Source organism: Chlorogloeopsis sp. ULAP02 (genome assembly GCF_038404745.2).
Taxonomy (GTDB): Bacteria; Cyanobacteriota; Cyanobacteriia; order Cyanobacteriales; family Nostocaceae; genus Chlorogloeopsis.
The window spans coordinates 15,360-34,944 of the sequence record NZ_JAYKTT020000034.1; the positions used below are offsets into that span (position 1 = coordinate 15,360).

General features: G+C 43.0%; 19 protein-coding genes and 1 pseudogene. 12 read left to right on the forward strand and 8 right to left on the reverse strand.

What is annotated here, in order from left to right; genetic code table 11:
- Positions 1-21: 21 nt before the first annotated feature.
- From U2718_RS14270 to U2718_RS14280, 3 genes are all read right to left on the reverse strand, one after another.
- A complete protein-coding gene (locus tag U2718_RS14270; protein WP_341998715.1) occupies positions 22-1,029 on the reverse strand; it encodes an aliphatic sulfonate ABC transporter substrate-binding protein in 1,008 nt (335 codons plus the stop codon).
- A 96-nt stretch (positions 1,030-1,125) separates the two neighbouring features.
- Positions 1,126-2,313, reverse strand: a complete 1,188-nt coding sequence (locus U2718_RS14275) for an LLM class flavin-dependent oxidoreductase (protein WP_341998714.1) — start codon at positions 2,311-2,313, stop codon at positions 1,126-1,128.
- 131 nt (positions 2,314-2,444) lie between these two features.
- A complete protein-coding gene (locus U2718_RS14280) occupies positions 2,445-3,224 on the reverse strand; it encodes a class II aldolase/adducin family protein (RefSeq protein WP_341998712.1) in 780 nt (259 codons plus the stop codon).
- A 460-nt stretch (positions 3,225-3,684) separates the two neighbouring features.
- On the opposite strand from U2718_RS14280, the gene U2718_RS14285 reads away from it, so the two are divergent.
- The 4 genes from U2718_RS14285 to groL all read left to right on the forward strand — a co-directional run bounded on the left by U2718_RS14285 (position 3,685) and on the right by groL (position 7,478).
- Complete coding sequence (locus tag U2718_RS14285; protein WP_341998710.1) at positions 3,685-3,930, forward strand: hypothetical protein; 246 nt, start codon at positions 3,685-3,687, stop codon at positions 3,928-3,930.
- 156 nt (positions 3,931-4,086) lie between these two features.
- Positions 4,087-5,160, forward strand: coding sequence for an aliphatic sulfonate ABC transporter substrate-binding protein (locus tag U2718_RS14290; protein WP_341998708.1), 1,074 nt, complete (start codon positions 4,087-4,089; stop codon positions 5,158-5,160).
- Between the two features lie 251 nt (positions 5,161-5,411).
- A complete protein-coding gene (gene groES, locus U2718_RS14295; protein ID WP_341998706.1) occupies positions 5,412-5,720 on the forward strand; it encodes a co-chaperone GroES in 309 nt (102 codons plus the stop codon).
- Positions 5,721-5,837: 117 nt separating this feature from the next.
- Positions 5,838-7,478, forward strand: coding sequence for a chaperonin GroEL (gene groL, locus U2718_RS14300; protein ID WP_341998704.1), 1,641 nt, complete (start codon positions 5,838-5,840; stop codon positions 7,476-7,478).
- 169 nt (positions 7,479-7,647) lie between these two features.
- Here groL and U2718_RS14305 read toward each other — a convergent pair whose 3' ends face one another.
- A complete protein-coding gene (locus U2718_RS14305; RefSeq protein ID WP_341998702.1) occupies positions 7,648-8,700 on the reverse strand; it encodes an aliphatic sulfonate ABC transporter substrate-binding protein in 1,053 nt (350 codons plus the stop codon).
- 272 nt (positions 8,701-8,972) lie between these two features.
- Here U2718_RS14305 and U2718_RS14310 point away from each other — a divergent pair, with 272 nt between their 5' ends.
- From U2718_RS14310 to U2718_RS14340, 7 genes are all read left to right on the forward strand, one after another.
- Positions 8,973-9,647, forward strand: a complete 675-nt coding sequence (locus U2718_RS14310) for an O-methyltransferase (protein ID WP_341998700.1) — start codon at positions 8,973-8,975, stop codon at positions 9,645-9,647.
- Positions 9,648-9,655: 8 nt separating this feature from the next.
- Entirely contained in the window at positions 9,656-10,798 is a 1,143-nt protein-coding gene (locus tag U2718_RS14315) for an NAD(P)/FAD-dependent oxidoreductase (RefSeq protein WP_341998698.1), read from the forward strand.
- Positions 10,773-11,381 (forward strand): arsinothricin resistance N-acetyltransferase ArsN1 family B, encoded by a 609-nt coding sequence (locus U2718_RS14320; RefSeq protein ID WP_341998696.1) that lies wholly within the window; start codon positions 10,773-10,775, stop codon positions 11,379-11,381. The genes U2718_RS14315 and U2718_RS14320 overlap by 26 nt, the downstream gene beginning before the upstream one ends.
- A gap of 484 nt (positions 11,382-11,865) precedes the next feature.
- Positions 11,866-12,564 (forward strand): sulfurtransferase, encoded by a 699-nt coding sequence (locus U2718_RS14325; protein WP_341998694.1) that lies wholly within the window; start codon positions 11,866-11,868, stop codon positions 12,562-12,564.
- A gap of 9 nt (positions 12,565-12,573) precedes the next feature.
- The gene (locus tag U2718_RS14330; RefSeq protein WP_341998692.1) at positions 12,574-12,822 is read left to right on the forward strand and encodes a sulfurtransferase; all 249 of its coding nucleotides are present in this window, start codon (positions 12,574-12,576) and stop codon (positions 12,820-12,822) included.
- 39 nt (positions 12,823-12,861) lie between these two features.
- Positions 12,862-13,020, forward strand: coding sequence for a hypothetical protein (locus tag U2718_RS14335; protein WP_341998690.1), 159 nt, complete (start codon positions 12,862-12,864; stop codon positions 13,018-13,020).
- A 97-nt stretch (positions 13,021-13,117) separates the two neighbouring features.
- Positions 13,118-14,320 carry a YeeE/YedE family protein gene (locus tag U2718_RS14340; protein WP_341998688.1) on the forward strand — a complete coding sequence of 401 codons (1,203 nt, stop codon included), beginning with the start codon at positions 13,118-13,120 and terminating at the stop codon, positions 14,318-14,320.
- A 145-nt stretch (positions 14,321-14,465) separates the two neighbouring features.
- On the opposite strand, the gene U2718_RS14345 is transcribed toward U2718_RS14340, so the two are convergent.
- The 3 genes from U2718_RS14345 to U2718_RS14355 all read right to left on the reverse strand — a co-directional run bounded on the left by U2718_RS14345 (position 14,466) and on the right by U2718_RS14355 (position 18,297).
- Positions 14,466-15,602, reverse strand: a complete 1,137-nt coding sequence (locus U2718_RS14345; RefSeq protein WP_341998686.1) for a cystathionine gamma-synthase — start codon at positions 15,600-15,602, stop codon at positions 14,466-14,468.
- Positions 15,592-16,977: a cystathionine beta-synthase gene (locus tag U2718_RS14350; RefSeq protein WP_341998684.1), complete on the reverse strand. Its 1,386-nt coding sequence runs from the start codon at positions 16,975-16,977 to the stop codon at positions 15,592-15,594. Before U2718_RS14350 ends, U2718_RS14345 begins: the two co-directional genes overlap by 11 nt.
- 111 nt (positions 16,978-17,088) lie before the next feature.
- Positions 17,089-18,297 (reverse strand): pyridoxal phosphate-dependent aminotransferase, encoded by a 1,209-nt coding sequence (locus U2718_RS14355; RefSeq protein WP_341998682.1) that lies wholly within the window; start codon positions 18,295-18,297, stop codon positions 17,089-17,091.
- A gap of 436 nt (positions 18,298-18,733) precedes the next feature.
- Between U2718_RS14355 and U2718_RS14360 the strand changes: the two genes are divergently transcribed.
- Positions 18,734-19,195: a beta-lactamase hydrolase domain-containing protein gene (locus tag U2718_RS14360; protein WP_341998680.1), complete on the forward strand. Its 462-nt coding sequence runs from the start codon at positions 18,734-18,736 to the stop codon at positions 19,193-19,195.
- Positions 19,196-19,342: 147 nt separating this feature from the next.
- Here U2718_RS14360 and U2718_RS14365 read toward each other — a convergent pair.
- A pseudogene (locus U2718_RS14365) lies at positions 19,343-19,585 on the reverse strand (SAM-dependent methyltransferase); the annotation flags it as partial.

Below are 19,585 nucleotides of genomic sequence, written 5' to 3' on the forward strand. Positions count from 1 at the left end.
CGATACCTAATTAGTACAATCTTAAGAAGCAGCAATATTAGCCAATGTTGGATCAATTGCTTTATCCCAATTTGGCTGTTGTTTGATGAGTCCGAGACGAGCAAGTAATTGGGACTGGTTGATCAGTTCTTGGCGATACTCATCATTTGGAGGCTCAAATATTAGGTTCCGACGACCTAAAGTTAAGCCAGCCGCTTCTGGTGATAATTTGTTTTCTTTGACCAGAATATCTACTGCTGGCTGACGGTTGTCTTTCGCCCAAGTCACTGCTTGTTTATAGGCTTGCAAAAACTTTTGTACAGTCTCTGAATTATTTTCTATGTAATCTATCCGCCCAAACAAAGCTACATAATTTAAATGATATCCTTCCCCATCAACTAAGGGTACTACTTCTTTAGCAACTTCAGCACTGGCATAGAAGGGATCCCATGTCCCCCAAACATCAATAGCACCTGATAATAATGCAGATCTACCTGCATCATTCTCAATTTGCACCCACTCTACATCAGTATCTTTGAGTCCCACACGTTCTAGCACTCGCATTGCAAAATAGTAGCTTTTTCCCGTCGGGTTACCGAGTTTTTTCCCTTTTAAATCAGCAATTTTTTTGATGGGCGAATTAGGCAAAACTAACAAAGCATGGGTTTTTGGGCTACGCTCAACTAAGGCAATTACTCGAATGGGTTGACCAGCAGCAATTGCGGCTATTGGTGTTCCACCTAAACCCAAATCTATAGCACCAGCAGATAGTGCTTCTGTCACTGGTTTGAGTGATAGGAGGCGACGAAACTCAAAATTAATTGATTTTCCTGCAAAGGCTTTCTCTAATAACTTTTGTTCTCTAAGTGCATATACAGCAACATATGGTGGCTGAAAGCCTAGACGCAGCTTGGTGGAACTCGCATCAGTGTTAGCTGCTACAGGAGTGGCACTAGATGTATTTGATGGAGCATTAGCAAATTTACCGCAAGCAGCTAAGGCTGCTGTTGATATACCCACACTCATTAAATCACGTCGTTTTATCCTCATATCATTAATACCAATTCTCTAAAATTTTGCTACACATCAATCTCCGCGTCTGGTTCCGCGTCCCCGCATCATTATCTATAATCGCTTTTTGGAGAATTAGTATAACCTGATACCCGCCTGTTTCATCAGAGGTAGGATGCGATCGCCAAAAAATTCCAGGTCTTCCTTGAAGTCATAGAAGCTCAATTGCAAACCATCAATACCAGCCTTTTTCAACTGGACAAACTGCTCAACTACCTGCTGTGGCGTACCGATGACCTCGATGTTACCACCAATAGCCCGGCGCTTTGGTGCATCTTTACCCACACGACCTTTCCAAGCATGCGCGTCACTATCAAACCTGCTAAAGCCCAAAGGCGCAGTTGCGTCGGCGTGGGCAACTATCGCATCGTGATAGGCCCAAGTTTCACGCTCAGTTTCGCGGCTGATTACCATAGGGTTGAGGAGTGTTTGCACTTCACGGCCAATATCGCGCGCTGCTTGCTTGACTCTTGTAGTATGTGCGGGTAGCACTTCGATGGCACTGAGGAAGTCAGAACCCCCTGGACTGGTGATGAACACAATGTCAGAATAACGTGCGGCAAAGGAAATCCCAGCATCTGAGCCTGTGGCATTGACTAGCACTGGGCGACCATATTTCGGCTTAGGTGTGACGAAGGCATTACTGAGCTTCCAGGAAGACTTACCCTCAAATGAGAAGTTTTCTTCATCAGCCCACAGGCGTTGCAGCACTTCGATGAACTCGGCAGCAAGTTCATAGCGGTGGTCATGTTCAATGCGCTTCCAACCAAACATCTCATGTTCAACAGCGCGGTGTCCAGTTACCACGTTGATGCCCCAGCGACCCCCTGATATATGGTCTAGTGTTGCGCCGTACTTGGCTAAGTGTAATGGATGAATTGGCCCGTATAACACATGGATGGTGGAGATCAGCACGATCTTCTGTGTCAGACTCGTGAGCGCTGCTGTGGTCATGAAAGAGTCCAGTGCTTGGCCGTTGAATACGCCGCCATAGCCACCTTTGGGTAGCCACTGTGACAGCGCAAATATCAAATCAAAGCCCAGCGCTTCAGCTTGCAGCACAAGAGCCTTATTGTATTCAAAGCTCCAGTCAGTAGTGCGTGGTAGTGTGGAAGCACTCCAACCGCCAGCCTGGATGGGGAGAAATAACCCTAGCAATACAGGCTGTTTCAATGCCTGGGAGAGGGGGCTGTTGACAAAATCTGTTGGAGACGCAAAGTGATCGCAACCGACAAGCGAACCGGGGCGGTGGCTAAGGATCATCGTTCAAATTGTGTATATAAGTGGTTAGGCGAGATTAATCTATTGGCTCTGCACCAATCGCACTCAATGCTGCTTTTGAACATAGTTGTAATTAGAGATGAGCAGAGAATTTACCCAGCCCATAATTCCTATTATTCCAATAGATCTGGTTGGTCATGGGTGATTTCATCCCACAAATACTGGAATGCGCGCCAACCTGCTTCGTGAGTACCATTACGTTTTTTAATCCCTAGAGCGAGGTCGTGGTCAATGGGGATGGGTTTACCAACGGATTCTGCTAGCAATTGCGATTTAGCTGCATCTTCTAGACGGATGAACCACCAAGCGGCTTCGTCTACACTGTGTCCTACGGTTAATAATCCATGATTGCGCAGGATAGCAGCTTTGCGATCATCTAATGCTTGAGCAATGCGTTTTCCTTCACTGGTTTCTAAGACAATGCCTTTGAAATCATCAAATAGAACGTGTTCTTGATAGAAAACAGCAGAATCTTGGGTAATAGGGTCAAGTAATCGACCTAGTGATGACCAAGTTTTGCCATAGAAGGAATGAGCATGAGCCGCCGCGATCGCATCTGGGCGGGCTTCATGGATTTGTGAGTGAATTGCATAGGCTGCTTGATTGAGTGCGCCATTACCTTGAACAACTTCACCTTGAGGATTCACCAGGATCAAGTCTGAGACGCGAACCCGACTGAAATGAATACCAAAGGGGTTGACCCAAAAATGGTCAGTCAATTCAGGATCGCGGGCTGTGATGTGTCCTCCCAGCCCTTGGGCAAAACCTAAGCGGGCAAAGATTCGTAAAGCTGCTGCCAAGCGTTCTTGGCGATGACGACGCTCTGCTTCCACAGAGGTAAAGGTTGGTGGTTTAACAAGACTACCATTGCGGACGAGAGAAGTTTGCACCATGATTCTCAATTCCTATCAAGAGAAAATTGTGTAGAAATGCAGTCATGAAACTGGGTTACAAAAAGGCTTCCCGACTCAAGTGACTGCACCACCAAACTAGCGGCAGAATGACTTGATTAAATTTGTTAACAAGCCTAGTACACAGGACTACTGAAATCTTCCGGCTCATTACTACTTACCCAAAGCTAGATTTTCAACCATCTAGCTGCAGCAACTTTTTTAACTAGATGAGTAACATTTCTTATTAAACTACGGTAAGTCAACCGATTTACTGTATTTTTGCAATCAGAACTTACCATACTTCACCGCAAGAAGCAAGCTTGGGAGTATCACCCCTTGTTTTTTATCCTTACATATGCCAATCTCATATTTATATAATACGGTTTATCGACCGATTTACCGTATTAAATTGCTAAAAAAATTAATTGCCAAGAACCGATGACAAAGGTTCTAAAAAGCTATGTCTGAGCGAAGCTACAGGAGTTATCTTCCGATTTACGGTAACTATGGGGTGATTCTGGCTACTCATGAGCCAAGAATTTCCCCTAGTTGCAGCAACGGTGAAATGCAACGCCATAGCAATCCCTATCTGAGGCAGCATGAAAAGATTAGCTGTCATACCTTTGGTATTGAAGTTAAGGGGAGAAGTGTAATTGATGATACTTTTAGGCAAGAGATAGTGCCTTACTTCAATATCATAATTTAACTGAATTTGAGTAATCAAATCTAAAAACAAAAAACTATTTTTAGTCTATAAACAAGGCTTGAATAAGTCGTTTTCTATATATCAAATCAATTTTAAATATTCATCAAAAAACTAAAATAAATAACAAGCAATGTGCCAGTATGCAAAGGAATAAATATGTTCAATAAACTTATAAATCAGAGAGGCTGGTTTAAGTTTTTCAAGCAATCAAAAATTCGCTCATTTGCTTTACTATTTGTCATAGGTTTAGGTTTGAGTTTAGCGATCGCGTCCTGCGCTCCCAGTAATTCGGCTAATACATCTACAGAAAAACCCCAGACTAGCAAGTTAACAGTGTTGAAAATGGGGCATCAAAAAGGGATGGCACTGCTGAATATTATCAAAGCCCAAGGTAGGCTAGAGAAGCGCTTACAACCTCAAGGTATTTCCGTAACATGGAATGAATTTTCTTCGACTGCTCCTTTACTTGAGGGAATGGGTGTAGGTGCGATCGTTTTTGGTGGTGGGGGTGGTACAGGAAGTGTCTTTGCTCAAGCCAGCGACAAACCTTTCGTGCGAGTAGCTGCGAGTACCAGCAGTACTAGGAGTTCAGCAATCGTAGTACGAGAAGATTCACCAATCAAGACTCTTGCTGACTTAAAGGGTAAAAAAGTCGCTTTTGCTAAAGGTGCGAGTTCACAATATATGATTGTACGTGCTTTAGAGAAGGTAGGTTTAAAATACAGTGATATTCAACCTGTCTATCTAACTCCAGCCGAAGCTTTACCAGCCTTTGAGCGCGGGGATTTTGATGCATGGGTAATCTGGGATCCTTATACTGCTGAAGCGGAACGTAAGCTTCGTACTCGTCTGTTGGCAGATAACACTACAGTATTTGGTGAAAAAGCTCCTATAGAAAGCCCCGCATTTTATTACGCTGCTCCAGATTTTGTCCGCGATCATCCAGATATTGTAAAAATAATTTTACAAGAACTGGAAAAAGCGGGTAGCTGGTCTAAAAACAACTACAAAGATTCAGCTAAATTACTTTCTAAACTCTACAAAGTTGACTTAGCAACAATGGAAATCGTAGAGGGGCGCGGTGGCGATCGCAAAGTATTACCTGTGACTGATGAAGTTCTCACAGGTTTACAAAACATGGCAGATACCTTTTACGAGCTAAAAGTTATTCCCAAGAAAATTGATGTCAAAGATAAAAACTACAACTGGGTTCCCGATCGGAAGTGGTAACGCACAGCTAATGCATTATATCAATGAACTAGCTGTCAAAGTCTCGAAAAAGCCTTTTAGGCACCTTTGGAGCACTTGATTTTTACAAAATCATATGACATTATACTTAACATAAGTAAAGTACTAATTTCCGGTAGGCTTACAGTAGTTAACTGAGGCTACTGGCAATTATTAACCTTGCCTACTACTGATTGGATTGTTTGGATCGGAAAACTGATTCACCTTAAGAAAGTGAGTTTGGAGAATTTTGTATGGCTATAGCATTGAGCGTATCTACTGTTAAACCTCTGGGCGATCGCGTTTTCATCAAAGTTAGTGAGTCCGAAGAGAAAACGGCGGGAGGTATTCTTCTGCCTGATAACGCTAAAGAAAAACCACAGGTAGGTGAAATTGTTGCAGTGGGTTCTGGCAAGCACAACGATGATGGTAGCCGACAGGCGATTGATGTAGCAGTTGGCGATAAAGTTCTCTACTCCAAGTACGCTGGTACTGATATCAAGCTTGGTACACAGGAGTACGTGCTGTTGTCTGAGAAGGACATCCTGGCAATTGTTTCATAGTCGATTGCCATTAGTTATTTGTCATTGGTAATCCACAAGCCAAGTAGCGAATGATCAACAACCAATGACATCCGCACCCCGATTAACTTACACACTATAGAGAGAATTTGGATTGTTATGGCTAAACGCATTATTTACAACGAAAATGCTCGTCGTGCCTTAGAAAAAGGAATTGATATTCTCGCTGAGGCAGTGGCAGTGACTCTCGGCCCTAAAGGTCGTAACGTTGTTTTGGAGAAGAAGTTTGGTGCTCCGCAGATTGTCAATGATGGAGTCACTATAGCTAAAGAAATTGAACTGGAAGATCATGTTGAAAACACAGGTGTATCCCTAATCCGTCAAGCCGCTTCCAAAACCAACGATGCTGCTGGGGATGGCACCACAACTGCAACCGTTTTGGCTCATGCCATCGTTAAAGAAGGATTGCGGAACGTTGCTGCTGGTGCAAATGCGATTCAACTTAAGCGTGGTATCGACAAAGCTACGGGTTTTCTAGTGGATAAAATCAAAGAACATGCACGTCCTGTGGAAGACTCCAAGGCGATCGCTCAAGTTGCAGCCATCTCTGCTGGAAATGATGAAGTTGTGGGTGCTCTGATTGCAGAAGCATTAGATAAGGTTGGTCGTGAAGGGGTGATTTCTCTGGAAGAAGGCAAGTCAGTCACAACCGAACTAGAAGTCACAGAAGGGTTGAACTTCGACAAGGGCTATATTTCCCCTTATTTTGCAACGGATGCCGAGCGGTTGGAAGCAGTGCTGGATGAACCATTCCTGCTAATTACAGATAAGAAGATTACCCTGGTGCAAGATCTAGTACCTGTGCTGGAGCAGGTTGCCCGTGCAAGTCGCCCATTGCTGATTGTGGCAGAAGACATTGAGAAAGAAGCACTGGCAACGCTGGTGGTGAATCGGCTGCGGGGAGTGCTGAATGTAGCAGCAGTGAAAGCACCTGGGTTTGGCGATCGCCGCAAAGCTATTCTGGAGGACATTGCCATTCTCACAGGCGGGCAGTTGATTACGGAAGACGCTGGTCTAAGGCTGGATGCCACCAAGCTTGACCAACTCGGTAAAGCTCGACGAGTTACCATCACCAAGGATAACACTACTATTGTTGCCGAAGGTAATGAACAAGCTGTCAAGGCTAGGGTGGAGCAAATCCGTCGACAAATCGAAGAAACCGAATCTTCCTATGACAAAGAGAAACTGCAAGAACGTTTGGCGAAGCTAGCGGGCGGGGTTGCAGTTGTGAAGGTGGGAGCTGCCACAGAAACCGAACTCAAAGACCGCAAGCTACGTCTGGAAGATGCGATTAACGCTACTAAAGCTGCTGTTGAAGAGGGCATTGTTCCCGGTGGCGGTACGACGCTGGCACATCTAGCTCCTGAGTTGGAAAGCTGGGCAAAATCTACCCTAGCAGGTGAAGAATTGACGGGGGCTTTGATTGTGTCTCGTGCGCTGAGTGCGCCTTTGAAGCGGATTGCCGAGAATGCGGGTCAAAACGGTGCGGTAATTGCAGAGCGCGTGAAAGAGAAAGAATTTAATGTGGGCTACGATGCAACAAGTGGCGAGTTTGTAGATTTGTTTGAAGCCGGGATTGTTGACCCTGCTAAAGTCACTCGTTCAGCTGTGCAGAATGCAGCGTCAATTGCAGGTATGGTGCTGACCACCGAAGCAATTGTAGTTGATAAGCCGGAATCGAAGGATGCTGCTCCTGCTGCACCCGCTGGTAGCGGTTTTGGTGGCGACTTCGATTACTAATCGTCAAATCCTTATCAACGATGAAGGGGCGATCGTCTCAAATTTTGCGATCGCCTCATCATTAATAGAACTTACGTATTGACAGAAAATTGAACTTTGAAATATCTATGGAGTACCCTTTAGAAACCTTAATTCAATCAGGTAGAACTAATCCTACCGCCGCTCCAATCTAAAATTGAGCAAATCTCTGAGGTATGATGGCTCGCAATATCTCATCGGGCGGCACAGCATCCTGAATATTTACTTTGCGCGGGATGATTTTTTCTTGAAAATAGAAATCAGCAACACTCTGTTGTTCAGCAACGATCGAAGGTGTTAGTGGTCTTAACCGACGAACGGTTCGGCGTGAAACTGTTTCTAAAACTGATGGGTCAATTTTCACCTCAGAAGCAAGAGCTTTGGCAGCTTCAGCTGGGTTTTTGTCAGCCCATTCTCCAACCTTATCTGCTTCTTCTAAAAAGACTCGCACCAATTCCGGATTTTGAGAAACAAATTGACGTCTGGCAATATAAAATCCACCTAAGGTATTAATACCGCCTGCATTTCTCAGATTACGAATAGGGATACTTTTTTCCACAAGAGCCAAAAAAGGGTCACTAGCCACCCACACCTCAACCTTGTTTTGAATAAAGGCATCGCGGGCTTCCGATGGAGTTAGACCAACAACTTGAACATCACTAATTTTTAAGCCTACCTCTTTCAAAGCCTTGGCCAGTAAATAATGTGCGTTTGACCCTCTCTGAAAAGCAACTTTCTTACCTTTTATATCTGACAGCTTTTTAATTGGAGAATTGGCTCTCACCACAATACCTTGATTCAGTCCTTTGCTGGGTCTGCGTCCAGCAATATAGACGACTTCTGTGATACCTGCGGCTTGGGCAAATATTGGCGGTGTCTCTCCTACATTACCGATATCAACCCTACCTGCATTCATCGCTTCTATCTGTTGCGGGCCTGCAGGGAACGGCCCTACCCATTTTACAGTTACACCCAATGCCTTAAAACGCGGCTCTACAACTTTTCTGGCTTTGACTATATCTCCAGAAGTTTGATAAGCCAAGTTGATTACTTTTGACTTAAAGCCTCCAGGTTTTGTTTGTGCTTGGGTGGTTTGGATGAGACTACCTGCCAAAGGTGTTGATAGTGCAAACAGTCCCACTACTGCATATTGCACAATCCGTTTTAATGCAGCACGACGTTGTGGAAGAAATGGTATTTTCATAACTTTGTTAAACAACTTTACTGATTCTCAAAAATTTTTTCTGCCCTAATTGGTATCTAGCAGCCATAAATTCTGTGTCTGTTTCTCTAAGGTAGCCATTAGATTAGAATTTCTCTCACTAATCTACTTAAAGCTGATTGATTTACCGTAGTTTATATAAAGGAAGTTTTTCATAGTTTGATAGAAAATGCAAGTGTTTCCCGAAGAGCTACCAGTCAGTACTCTGGTTGGCTTGAAATGAAAGATTGAATTGAGAGAATTAGGATAAATTCATGACTCAAGAGCAATGGAATGTGGTCGATCGCTACATTACCGATTTATTTGTGCCGCCTGACTCCGTGCTGGATGAGGCGCTCAAGACCAGCGCTGCAGCTGGTTTGCCGCCGCACAACGTTTCGCCCAATCAGGGGAAACTGCTAATGCTTTTAGCACAAGTCCAAGGGGCGCGCACCATCCTGGAGATTGGCACACTGGGTGGCTACAGCACGATTTGGCTCGCGCGGGCACTGCCTAACGATGGTCACCTGATGACGCTGGAGGCTGACCTGAAACATGCTGAAGTCGCCCGCGCCAACATCGCACGCGCTGGTCTGGCCGACGTTGTTGAACTGCGCCTCGGGAAGGCGTTAGATACACTGCCGCAACTTGCCGCTGAGGGGCGCGGTCCGTTTGACCTAATTTTCATCGACGCTGATAAGCCAAATAATCCCGATTACTTTGTGTGGGCGCTCAAGCTCTCTCGTCCCGGCAGCCTGATTATCGCTGATAATGTCGTGCGTAACGGAGCAGTAGTTGATGCCGCCAGTGATGATCGTAGTGTTCAGGGGGTGCGCCGTTTCAACGAGCTGCTCGCCAACTCACCGCATGTGAGTGCCACGGTAATTCAGACTGTGGGCAGCAAAGGGTACGACGGTTTCGCGATCGCATTCAATAATTTCAATGATTGAATTTCTCTATGCACAAGGTAGTGGTAATCGGTGGTGGAGTTGTGGGTATGAGCGCCGCGTATCGGCTGCTGCGTCATGGTGTCCGAGTAGTTGTGGTTGATCGGGCTGATGAGGGCAAGGCAACAGCAGCAGGTGCAGGAATTTTATCCCCAGGAAATCGATTTCCCCCAAACGATTCAATTCTTCCGTTCCTCAAACAAGCTCATGCTTATTATCCGGAACTGATTGCAAATCTTGCTGAGGATGGTGAATACCATACTGGCTATGAAAAAGTAGGGGCAGTTCATGTTGCTATTACCGATGAAGAGGCTGTTCAAATTCCAAAATTACTGGAGCAAGTCCAACAGCGTCGCCTAGATGGATTTCATCACATTGGGGATGCCAAGATTATCGACGCAGACGCTGCCAAATCGTTCTTTCCGGCACTTAGCCCAGTCAAGGCTGCGATTCATATTCCCGAAGCTGCTCGTGTTGACAGCCGACTGCTCTGTAGCTCACTAAAACGGGCAGTTCGCCGACGCGGTGCAGATTTATTTCACGATCATACTAACTTAGTGGTTAATGAAGGTAAGGTGACAAATGTTACAGTTGGCAGTCAGACCATAAGTGCAGACGCAGTAATTGTTGCTGCTGGTGCTTGGTCAAGTAAGTTAGCCAAGCAGATCGGGATAACTGTGTCGGTGTATCCACAGCGCGGTCAAATCGCGCATTTAGTAGTTCCCCATACTAAAACAGCAGGATGGTCAATTGTAATTAGTCTAACACACTACATTCTTACTTTTCCTCCAAATCGGGTAGTCGTTGGTGCAACACGCGAAGATGTGGGCTATGACTATCGTGTGACTATTGGCGGGATGCAGGAAATCATTCACGAGGGGTTGCGGATGGCAGTCGGACTAGAGTCCGCAACTTTCCAGGAAATCCGTATCGGTTTCCGTCCGCAGAGTCTGGACGCGAAACCTTTGATCGGGCAAGTGCCAGGTATTCAGAACGTGTATTTTGCAACCGGACACGGGGGTTATGGACTTCAAGTTGGTCTCTTCTCTGGCGCTATTATTGCCGATTTGGTACTTTATAAATGGGTTTCCATTGATCTGAATCCCTTCGCAGTTGGGCGCTTTGATCGTGACTACAATCAGACTAGCAAATGAAAACGATGCCTTACAAATGCTGGCAATCTATGCACCGATTATTCGGGAAACTGCGATTTCCTTTGAATTGGAAACACCAAGCGAAACCGAGTTTCAACAGCGGATCAAAAGCTATCAACAACAAATGCCTTGGTTAGTTTGCGAAATCAATGGTGAGCTTTTAGGCTACGCCTATGCTAGCCCCTACCGTACCCGTGCGGCTTACCAATGGTCTGTAGAATCATCGGTATACGTCGGTGTTAATTATCGCTGCAAAGGAATTGCTAAAGCCTTATATACTTCTCTTTTTCAACTGCTGCAACTGCAAGGATTTTATAACGTTGTTGCCGCGATCGCTTTACCCAATCAACCAAGTGTGGCTGTACATAAAGCTGTTGGTTTTTCACCTGTAGGTATCTTTCGTCAGGTTGGATTTAAATTTGATAAATGGCATGATGTAGAGTATTGGCAATTATCGTTACAACAAGAGCAATTTCTCTTTTCTAAACAACCTGTAAATCCACCTCTTTCTATACCAGAAATACAAAAATCGCCTCTGTGGAATAAAGCTTTAACAAGTGGAGTTTTGCTGCTGCGAGTTTAACTAATTATAGAAAATTACTCTAATTAATATTTCCATTGAATACTTACAATGATTCAAGGAGATTCAGTCATTATTTTGTCACCATATTTCCAAAGATGTAGCAGGTATGTCCTCTCGACTTAAAGCGGCAAATTTATAAAGTTACTTCTGAGGATTAGCGATGTACTCCAAACTCCTTAAGTAAACCGTAGTTCCACTAAATCTATTCAAACCGACATATGTTAGACATTGCCGATTTTTCTGCTTCTCACCTGTTGTCGCTGTATCGTGATCGCCTCACTTGATCAGAATATCTAACTGCCAAGATGCACGTGAAGCATGAGCTAGTGTTTTTTGATGTACGTGGAATGTTATTATACGTTTTAGTAAATACTGTTTTCCGACTGATTTTTAGTATTTTTTGAAATGCAGCTTTTAGACAAGGCTGCACAAACTACTTTAGATGGCTTAATCAGAAGCATATTAAACAGCAAGGAGCATCATTATGAGATTGAAATATCTCTTGGCAAAGTTGAAAAAAACCAAGTTTCTTGCCTTGGGAGCAGTTTTTTTTGTTTGTCTGTTTATGATCCCGCAATTACCTTTTTCAGCATTTTCTGCCAATCCCCGTGCAAGTATTCAGTTTGTTGCACCAGATTGGGTAGCTGAGAATTCTAAAAATCCAAATCTGCGGATCTTGGATGTCCGTAATTTACCTCTAGACTATATCGAAGGACATCTTCCTGGCGCGGTTAATATTGCTGATACTGCTTTTAGAGGGCCGAAAGAAGGTCTACCTGTGCAGTATTGGAACAATGAAAAACTGGGACAAATATTTGCAAATTCTGGAGTAACTAACAATAGCCGCGTCCTTGTCTATTCCGATGACAGAGATGTCTTGGGTGCAACAATGGTGGCTTATTTACTAGAACGTTCTGGTTTGCAGAATATCGCAGTACTAGATGGTGGTTACACAGGTTATCAAACTTCCCAACCAGTGACTAAGGAATTTCCGAAATACACAGTAGGTAAATTCACCGTTCGGGATAACCCTTCTGTTCGCGTCAGTCTGGATGAAGTCAAAAAGCTGATTGGTAAACCAGGAGTTACTTTTATCGATCCCCGACCGGCAAATCTGTTTCGTGGCGAGGAAAACCTTTGGGTACGTAACGGACATATTCCAGGTGCACGGAATATTCCTTGACCTACCTTTATGGATGCTAAGAATCCTCACAAACTGAAGTCACTGGATGAAATTAAAAGCATCCTGGCAGAGAAAAAGATTAGTCCGTCAAATGACATCATTATCTCTTGCAGTACAGGAAGAGAAGCAACATTACAATACGTTGTCTTAAAGCATTTGCTTGGTTATCCGAAAGTGAGAGTGTATGAAGGTTCGTGGACTGAATATAGCACCCATAAAGATTTACCTGTGGCAACGGGAGCTGAACAGGTGAGTTAGAAGTCTAAACAAGTTTTCATCAAATAGAGAGATAAGAAAATGAGACATATCATGTTGTTGCTGGCTGTATTATTGACAACCTTTAGTACAGTCAATGTACTTTTGGCTGAAAATGTAGAGCAGGAAAGCTTGGTAAGTTGCAGAAGGAGTAAGGAAAAACCACCTGAAAGTTCTGAAAGTCGTAGTCCCCAAACTTAAACGATTCTCATTTTGATGCAACACAAAGTATGGACACAACTTAATGTTGTGTCCTAACAAGTAGCATGATGAAAAAATTTTGAATGATAAATTTCTTATGAGCAGCGTTGTTGGAAATAATCTACCATCTGGCTCAAAAATATTACGTCCTCGTCCACAGAAGTTAATTGTAGCGATCGCTTTAGCTGTGCTAGCAGGTGGAGCAGTCGCTTTAAGTTCCTACGGTTGGCGGCAAAGTGTTCTATTTCTCATCGGTGGTTTGTTGGGTGTTAGCCTCTATCATTCCGCTTTTGGTTTCACATCTGCTTACCGTAAGCTGCTAGTAAATTGGGATGTTCAGGGAATATACGCGCAATTAGTGATGCTGGCGATCGCCACTATTCTATTTGCTCCCATTTTGGCTGCTGGCTCTGTTTTTGGTCAAAAAGTAGAAGGGGCGATCGCACCAGTGGGAGTACAAGGCGCGATCGGTGCTTTTTTATTTGGTATCGGGATGCAACTGGGTGGGGGGTGTGGTTGCGGGACACTTTGTACTATTGGTGGCGGTAGTATTACCATGCTTATAACCCTATTTACCTTCTGTTTAGGTGCATTTTGGGCAAGTTTGACTAGGCATATGTGGTCTGTATTACCACAAATATCACCAATTGTTTTCGGAGAATCTTTGGGTTGGGTAAGAGCAGTTGGTTTACAGTTAGGCTTGTTTATTTTGATTGCAGGTTTACTGTGGTGGTGGAATCAAAGGAGTCGAAATCAGTTACAAACCAAGTCAAATAAAGCGCAAATCTTACCTCATCCTACAGAATTTTTGTCTGGCCCTTGGCCATTATTCACAGGAGCTATTGCTTTAGCTGCGCTCAACTGGCTAACTCTGATCATTTCAGGAGAACCTTGGCGAATTACTTGGGGATTTGCCTTGTGGGCAGCTAAAATCGCCACTATTTTTGGTTGGAATCCTGATAGTAGTCCCTTTTGGGAGGGAATGTCATTCTCAGATATTGTGGTTACTGATGTTTCCTCTGTAATGAATGTTGGTATTATCTTGGGAGCAGCCTTAGCAGCAGCCTCAGCAGGAAAGCTAGTTGCTAAAACTCAAATTTCTCTTGCAGTAGTAATTGCAACCATTATCGGTGGATTGATGATGGGTTATGGAGCTTTTATTGCCTTTGGTTGTAACGTCAGTGCCTTTTTTAGTGGTATTGCTTCCACCAGTTTACACGGCTGGATTTGGATAATCTGTGCTTTACTAGGGACTGGAGTTGGTATTCGTCTACGTTCTGTGTTTCAACTATCAAATTAAGTAACACGGGTTATTCATCCCACAACGCTCGTCATGAAAATTTGACTCTTCCTACATCCCTACACCCTTACACCCCCACACCCATTTTCAAGACAGACGTTCACTCATGGCTGGACACATGTTCCCTGTTCCCCGTTCCCTATTCTCAAGACAGAGCATTTTCCAAATCAGCTTGCAAGTCTAATACATTCTCAATTCCTACAGAAAGGCGGATTAAATTATCATTAATTCCCCGCTTATATCGTTCTGCGTCTGGTAAAGAACCATGAGTCATTTTGGCAGGATAGCAAAGTAACGACTCTACACCTCCTAAACTTTCTGCTAGTAAAAACAGCTTGAGCCGCGAAGCAAATTTTTCAACTTCTGTAAAACCACCTTTTAATTCCAAACTAATCATTCCTCCAAAACCTGACATTTGTGCTTTTGCCAGTTGATGTTGGGGGTGATTAGGTAAACCTGGATAATAAATTCGCTCGATTTGAGGATGCTCTTCTAAGAATTTAGCTAAAAACAAAGCATTTTTTTCATGTTCTCGCATTCTCACTGCCAGAGTTTTAATTCCCCGCAGTACTAGCCAACTATCAAAGGGACTGGGAACAGCCCCGATCGCATTTTGATAAAATTTCAGTTCGGTGTATAGCTGCTCGTTCGATGTCACAACTGCACCACCAATAATATCGCTGTGTCCTCCTAGATATTTGGTAGTACTGTGAACTACAATATCAGCACCTAATTCCAGTGGTCTTTGAAAATAAGGGCTAGCAAAGGTGTTATCAACTACTAGAATGATATTGTGTTGACGAGCAATACTTGCTAGTGCAGCAATATCAATGATTTTTAATAATGGATTGGTGGGAGTTTCGATCCAAATTAGTTTGGTATTCGCTTGAATAGCATTTTCAAAGTTATTAATATCATCAATATCTACATAGGTGGTTGTCACGCTCCAATTTTTTACCACCCGTTCTAACAAACGATAAGTACCACCATATAAATCATCACCAGCAACAATATGGTCGCCACTTTTAAGCAGACTTAACACGGTAGTAGTGGCAGCTAATCCAGAGGCAAACGCTAAACCGAATTTTGCACTTTCAGTAGCAGCTAAAGCTTCTTCTAAGGCATTACGGGTAGGATTTCCGGTGCGAGAATATTCATATCCTTTGTGCTGACCTATTGCTTCTTGCTGGTATGTAGAAGTCAAATAAATAGGAACAATCACAGCACCAGTTTGTGGATCTGATTGTTGACCTTCATGAATTGCTTTCGTTTCAAATTCCATTGTTTTCCCTTAATTCGTCTTGGTTTTGACTAATCCAATATCTAATTAAATCGGCTCTGGTAATTAATCCAATGGGGACACCATGCCGCGTAATAATAATTCCTGTAGTTCCCGATAATAGCACTCGATAAGCTTCTGCAATGTCTACTTCTTCATCGAGAATTGGTAGCGGTTTACCCATAACTGCTAAAACTTGCTGGTTAGAAAAATTAATACCATCATGGAGAAATTTCATCAAAGATGCTTCATTGAGACTACCAACTACATGATTATTATCAATTACAGGTAACTGGGATATATTCAGCTTTTGTAACAGACTTGTAGCTTGGCTCAAAGTATCGCTAGAACTAACAGCAACCAAAGAGGGAAAATCAGTTTTTTGCAGCAGAATTTCACCAATTTTTATAGTTTTTACTGTTTTTCCTTCCCAAAAACCATTTTCCTGCATCCAGGCATCAGAGTAGATTTTATTAATGTAGTTTCTGCCTGTATCTGGTAATAGCACCACGATATACTTTGGCTGTGATAACCTAACTGCATACTTGATGGCGGCGGCTACCACTGTACCACAAGAACCTCCTACCAATAAGCCTTCCTCCCTGGCGAGACGACGTGCCATATTAAAAGACTCTTTATCGCTGACTCGAATCATTTCATCGACTAATTGACGATTAAAAGTCTTAGGAATAAAGTCTTCTCCTATGCCTTCAACCTTATAAGATTTAGGGCTATCTCCTGACAGAATAGAACCTTCTGGATCTGCACCAATAATTACAATATTTGGGTTTTGTTCTTTGAGATATTTGGCAACTCCTGAAATTGTGCCACCTGTCCCCATACCTGCAACAAAAACTTCAACTTTACCTTGACTATCTGACCAGATTTCTGGGCCAGTAGTTAAGTAATGAGCTAAAGGATTATTCGGGTTTTCAAATTGATTTGGTCTGTAGGCTCCTGGGATTTCTTTAGCGAGTCTTTCTGCTACACCGTTATAACTTTCTGGTGAGTCAGGTGCTACAGATGTGGGAGTAACTACTACTTCTGCACCATAAGCTTTGAGCAGGTTAATTTTATCCTGGCTCATCTTATCGGGCATGACAAAAATACACCGATATTTTTTGACTGCGGCAATTAGTGCCAGTCCTACACCAGTATTACCTGCGGTAGCTTCAATAATAGTTCCTCCCGGCTGTAATTGACCTGTTTTTTCTGCTTCTTCTATCATTGCCAGGGCAATTCTATCTTTGGTGCTTCCACCAGGATTCAGATATTCTACTTTGGCGTAAATAGTAGATTGAATATTTTCGGTTACTCTATTGAGTCTGACTAATGGAGTTTTACCAATTGCTTGCAAGATATTTTCGTGAGTAGCCATATTTACTCCTCGTCAGTGATGAAAAATGTGTGTTATTGGTCTTTCATGATGATGTATTCAGAGATGTTGATGTTAACCACAGCAGACACAGAGAAGATATAGAAATTGGCGTTATGATGTGGGTTTTAAGATTGGCTGTAGTTTTAGCAATTTCTCACCTGCTGCTTGTAGTGTTTCAGGTTGTTTGCTAAAGCAAAAGCGGATGAATGAATGCCCTTTCTCTGGTTGGCTGAAAAAGCTGGAACCGGGAACTACAGCAACACCAATTTCCTTAATTAAATAGTTAGTGAATTCAATATCAGTTTTGTAGCCAAATTTGGAAATATCAGCAAAGACGTAGTAAGCCCCTTTGGGAACAAAATAGGGAATACCAACCCGATCCAAAATTTGTAAAATGCTGTCTCTTTTGTGATGATAAAGTCTAGCTAGTTCTTGATAATAGGATGGTGGTAGTTGCATGGCAGCGACTCCGGCTCTTTGCAAGGGTGCGGGCGCACCAACGGTTAGGAAGTCGTGGACTTTTCTAATAGCTCCTGTCAATTCGGGTTTTGCCAAAATGTAGCCAACTCGCCATCCAGTAACACTGTATGTTTTGGAAAGCCCATTGATGGTAATGGTGCGTTCTTCCATTCCAGGAAGGGTGGCTAGGGCAATATGTTGAGTACCATCATAGAGAATGTGTTCGTAAATTTCATCTGTAAATGCTAGAACATCCCACTTCTGACAAAGTTCGGCAATCAGGGTAAGTTCTTCACGGGTAAAAACTTTGCCTGTGGTAAAAACTTTGCCTGTGGGGTTGTGTGGGGTATTGATAATGATAGCTTTGGTATTGGCATTGAAAGCTTGACGCAACTGGACTTGATCAAATGTCCAGTCAGGAGGATGCAGGGTGACGTATCGGGGTGTAGCACCAGCTAGAATTGCATCGGGGCCATAATTTTCATAATATGGCTCAAATACAATTACTTCATCACCTGGATCGATGGTTGCTAGCATGACAGCAGCCATTGCTTCTGTAGAGCCACAGGTAACAGTGATTTGTGTTTCTGGGTTAATGTCTAAACCTAAATACCAACGGACTTTGTTGGCGATCGCTTCTCGAAATGGGCGATCGCCCCAAGTAATTGCATATTGATTAACATCCGCCTCAATTGCCTCATAGGCTGCTTGCTTCAACTCCCGCGGACAGGGAAAATCGGGAAAGCCTTGAGCTAAATTCACTGCACCATATTGCGCTGCCACCCGTGTCATTTCTCGTATCACAGATTCTTTGAACTGCTTTGCCTTCGCTGATATTTTGTGGTGCTGAATCTCTCTCATCTGCCTTCTCCGTGTATAGTTACGTGGAAATCCTTAAAATACATCAATTTTATAGATTTACCGTAGTATACTCAATTCCCACAACGAGAAGAAATGATAAGCATGATTAGTTTGGGGTATTCGCCAAATTCAGTCCGCTCTTTCATGCCTCAGCGCTTACCACTACTAATTTGGTATTGATTAACAATATAAGGAAAATATAAATATCAGTAATTACATTGGTAAAACTTATAATTATTTGTTAACTACATTAAGTCTATAGACAAACCGTATATTATAAGAAAAGCAAAAAATAATTGCATAAACTAGCAAAATCAGAAGCAACCAAACAATATTTTCTGATGTTTGGCAGATTTTGCTATGCAAGTCTAAATAGCTGCTCAATTCTTGCAAAACAAGCATTTACTATCTGGATAAAAAGACAAAAGGAGTCGATGTGATCAACAGTATACGGATTAACGAAAATTTAACGACTACAGGACAAGTCATAGCACAACAACTTGAGCAAGCTAGTCAAGAAGGTTTTAAGTCAGTTTTAAATTTGCGATCGCCTGATGAACTAGGATTCTTCCGAGATGAGCAACAGGTAGCTGAATCATTCGGACTAAATTACGTCAATGTACCTCTAAAGCTTGAAGATTTGAGTGAAGAGTTAATTACTAAAATTCTCAAGACATTAGAAGAACTTCCTAAACCAGCTGTGGTGCATTGTGCAGCAGCTATGCGCTCCACAGGAATTGCATTATTAAGTATTGCCACAAAAGAAGGATTGACACCAGAACAAACCCTAGCAAAAGCTCGGAATTTAGGCTTTAGTTTTTTTGAACATACTGGTATTAGTCCGCAACTAAAAACATTGTTTGTAGACTATATAAATAAACACGCTAAGGTAGCTTAATTACTCAGATACAACTGATGAGTGGGACACACAACAGTAGAGACACGATGAATCGCGTCTCTACTCGGTGAAATTGGTATCAAAAAAATTCCTATTGTCCAGCCAAACAAATCGCAACCTGCTATCCTTTGGCGGTGGGAGAATCAATCAAGTCCAATTGCGTACCACAATAATCTTAAACTTGCGTTCTTGAGACAAATCGTAATCTAGGGAACCAAAGCGTTGCAAAGCCCACTCCCGTAAATCCTCAATAGCGCGGGTAAAGATGTCATCAGGGATACTCCAAGCTGCACTATGGATTTTATTTTCATGGTTAGCAAGTAATTTGCCCACAGTCTGTTTAACAGGCCATTGAGCAGCAATTACCGTTTCCAACGTCGCGCCTTGTTC

Coding starts and splice junctions, on each gene's coding strand:
- U2718_RS14270 (WP_341998715.1), bottom strand. CDS start 1,029: ATGAGGATAAAACGACGTGATTTAATGAGTGTGGGTATATCAACAGCA.
- U2718_RS14275 (WP_341998714.1), bottom strand. CDS start 2,313: ATGATCCTTAGCCACCGCCCCGGTTCGCTTGTCGGTTGCGATCACTTT.
- U2718_RS14280 (WP_341998712.1), bottom strand. CDS start 3,224: ATGGTGCAAACTTCTCTCGTCCGCAATGGTAGTCTTGTTAAACCACCA.
- U2718_RS14285 (WP_341998710.1), top strand. CDS start 3,685: ATGTCTGAGCGAAGCTACAGGAGTTATCTTCCGATTTACGGTAACTAT.
- U2718_RS14290 (WP_341998708.1), top strand. CDS start 4,087: ATGTTCAATAAACTTATAAATCAGAGAGGCTGGTTTAAGTTTTTCAAG.
- groES (WP_341998706.1), top strand. CDS start 5,412: ATGGCTATAGCATTGAGCGTATCTACTGTTAAACCTCTGGGCGATCGC.
- groL (WP_341998704.1), top strand. CDS start 5,838: ATGGCTAAACGCATTATTTACAACGAAAATGCTCGTCGTGCCTTAGAA.
- U2718_RS14305 (WP_341998702.1), bottom strand. CDS start 8,700: ATGAAAATACCATTTCTTCCACAACGTCGTGCTGCATTAAAACGGATT.
- U2718_RS14310 (WP_341998700.1), top strand. CDS start 8,973: ATGACTCAAGAGCAATGGAATGTGGTCGATCGCTACATTACCGATTTA.
- U2718_RS14315 (WP_341998698.1), top strand. CDS start 9,656: ATGCACAAGGTAGTGGTAATCGGTGGTGGAGTTGTGGGTATGAGCGCC.
- U2718_RS14325 (WP_341998694.1), top strand. CDS start 11,866: ATGAGATTGAAATATCTCTTGGCAAAGTTGAAAAAAACCAAGTTTCTT.
- U2718_RS14330 (WP_341998692.1), top strand. CDS start 12,574: ATGGATGCTAAGAATCCTCACAAACTGAAGTCACTGGATGAAATTAAA.
- U2718_RS14335 (WP_341998690.1), top strand. CDS start 12,862: ATGAGACATATCATGTTGTTGCTGGCTGTATTATTGACAACCTTTAGT.
- U2718_RS14340 (WP_341998688.1), top strand. CDS start 13,118: ATGAGCAGCGTTGTTGGAAATAATCTACCATCTGGCTCAAAAATATTA.
- U2718_RS14345 (WP_341998686.1), bottom strand. CDS start 15,602: ATGGAATTTGAAACGAAAGCAATTCATGAAGGTCAACAATCAGATCCA.
- U2718_RS14350 (WP_341998684.1), bottom strand. CDS start 16,977: ATGGCTACTCACGAAAATATCTTGCAAGCAATTGGTAAAACTCCATTA.
- U2718_RS14355 (WP_341998682.1), bottom strand. CDS start 18,297: ATGAGAGAGATTCAGCACCACAAAATATCAGCGAAGGCAAAGCAGTTC.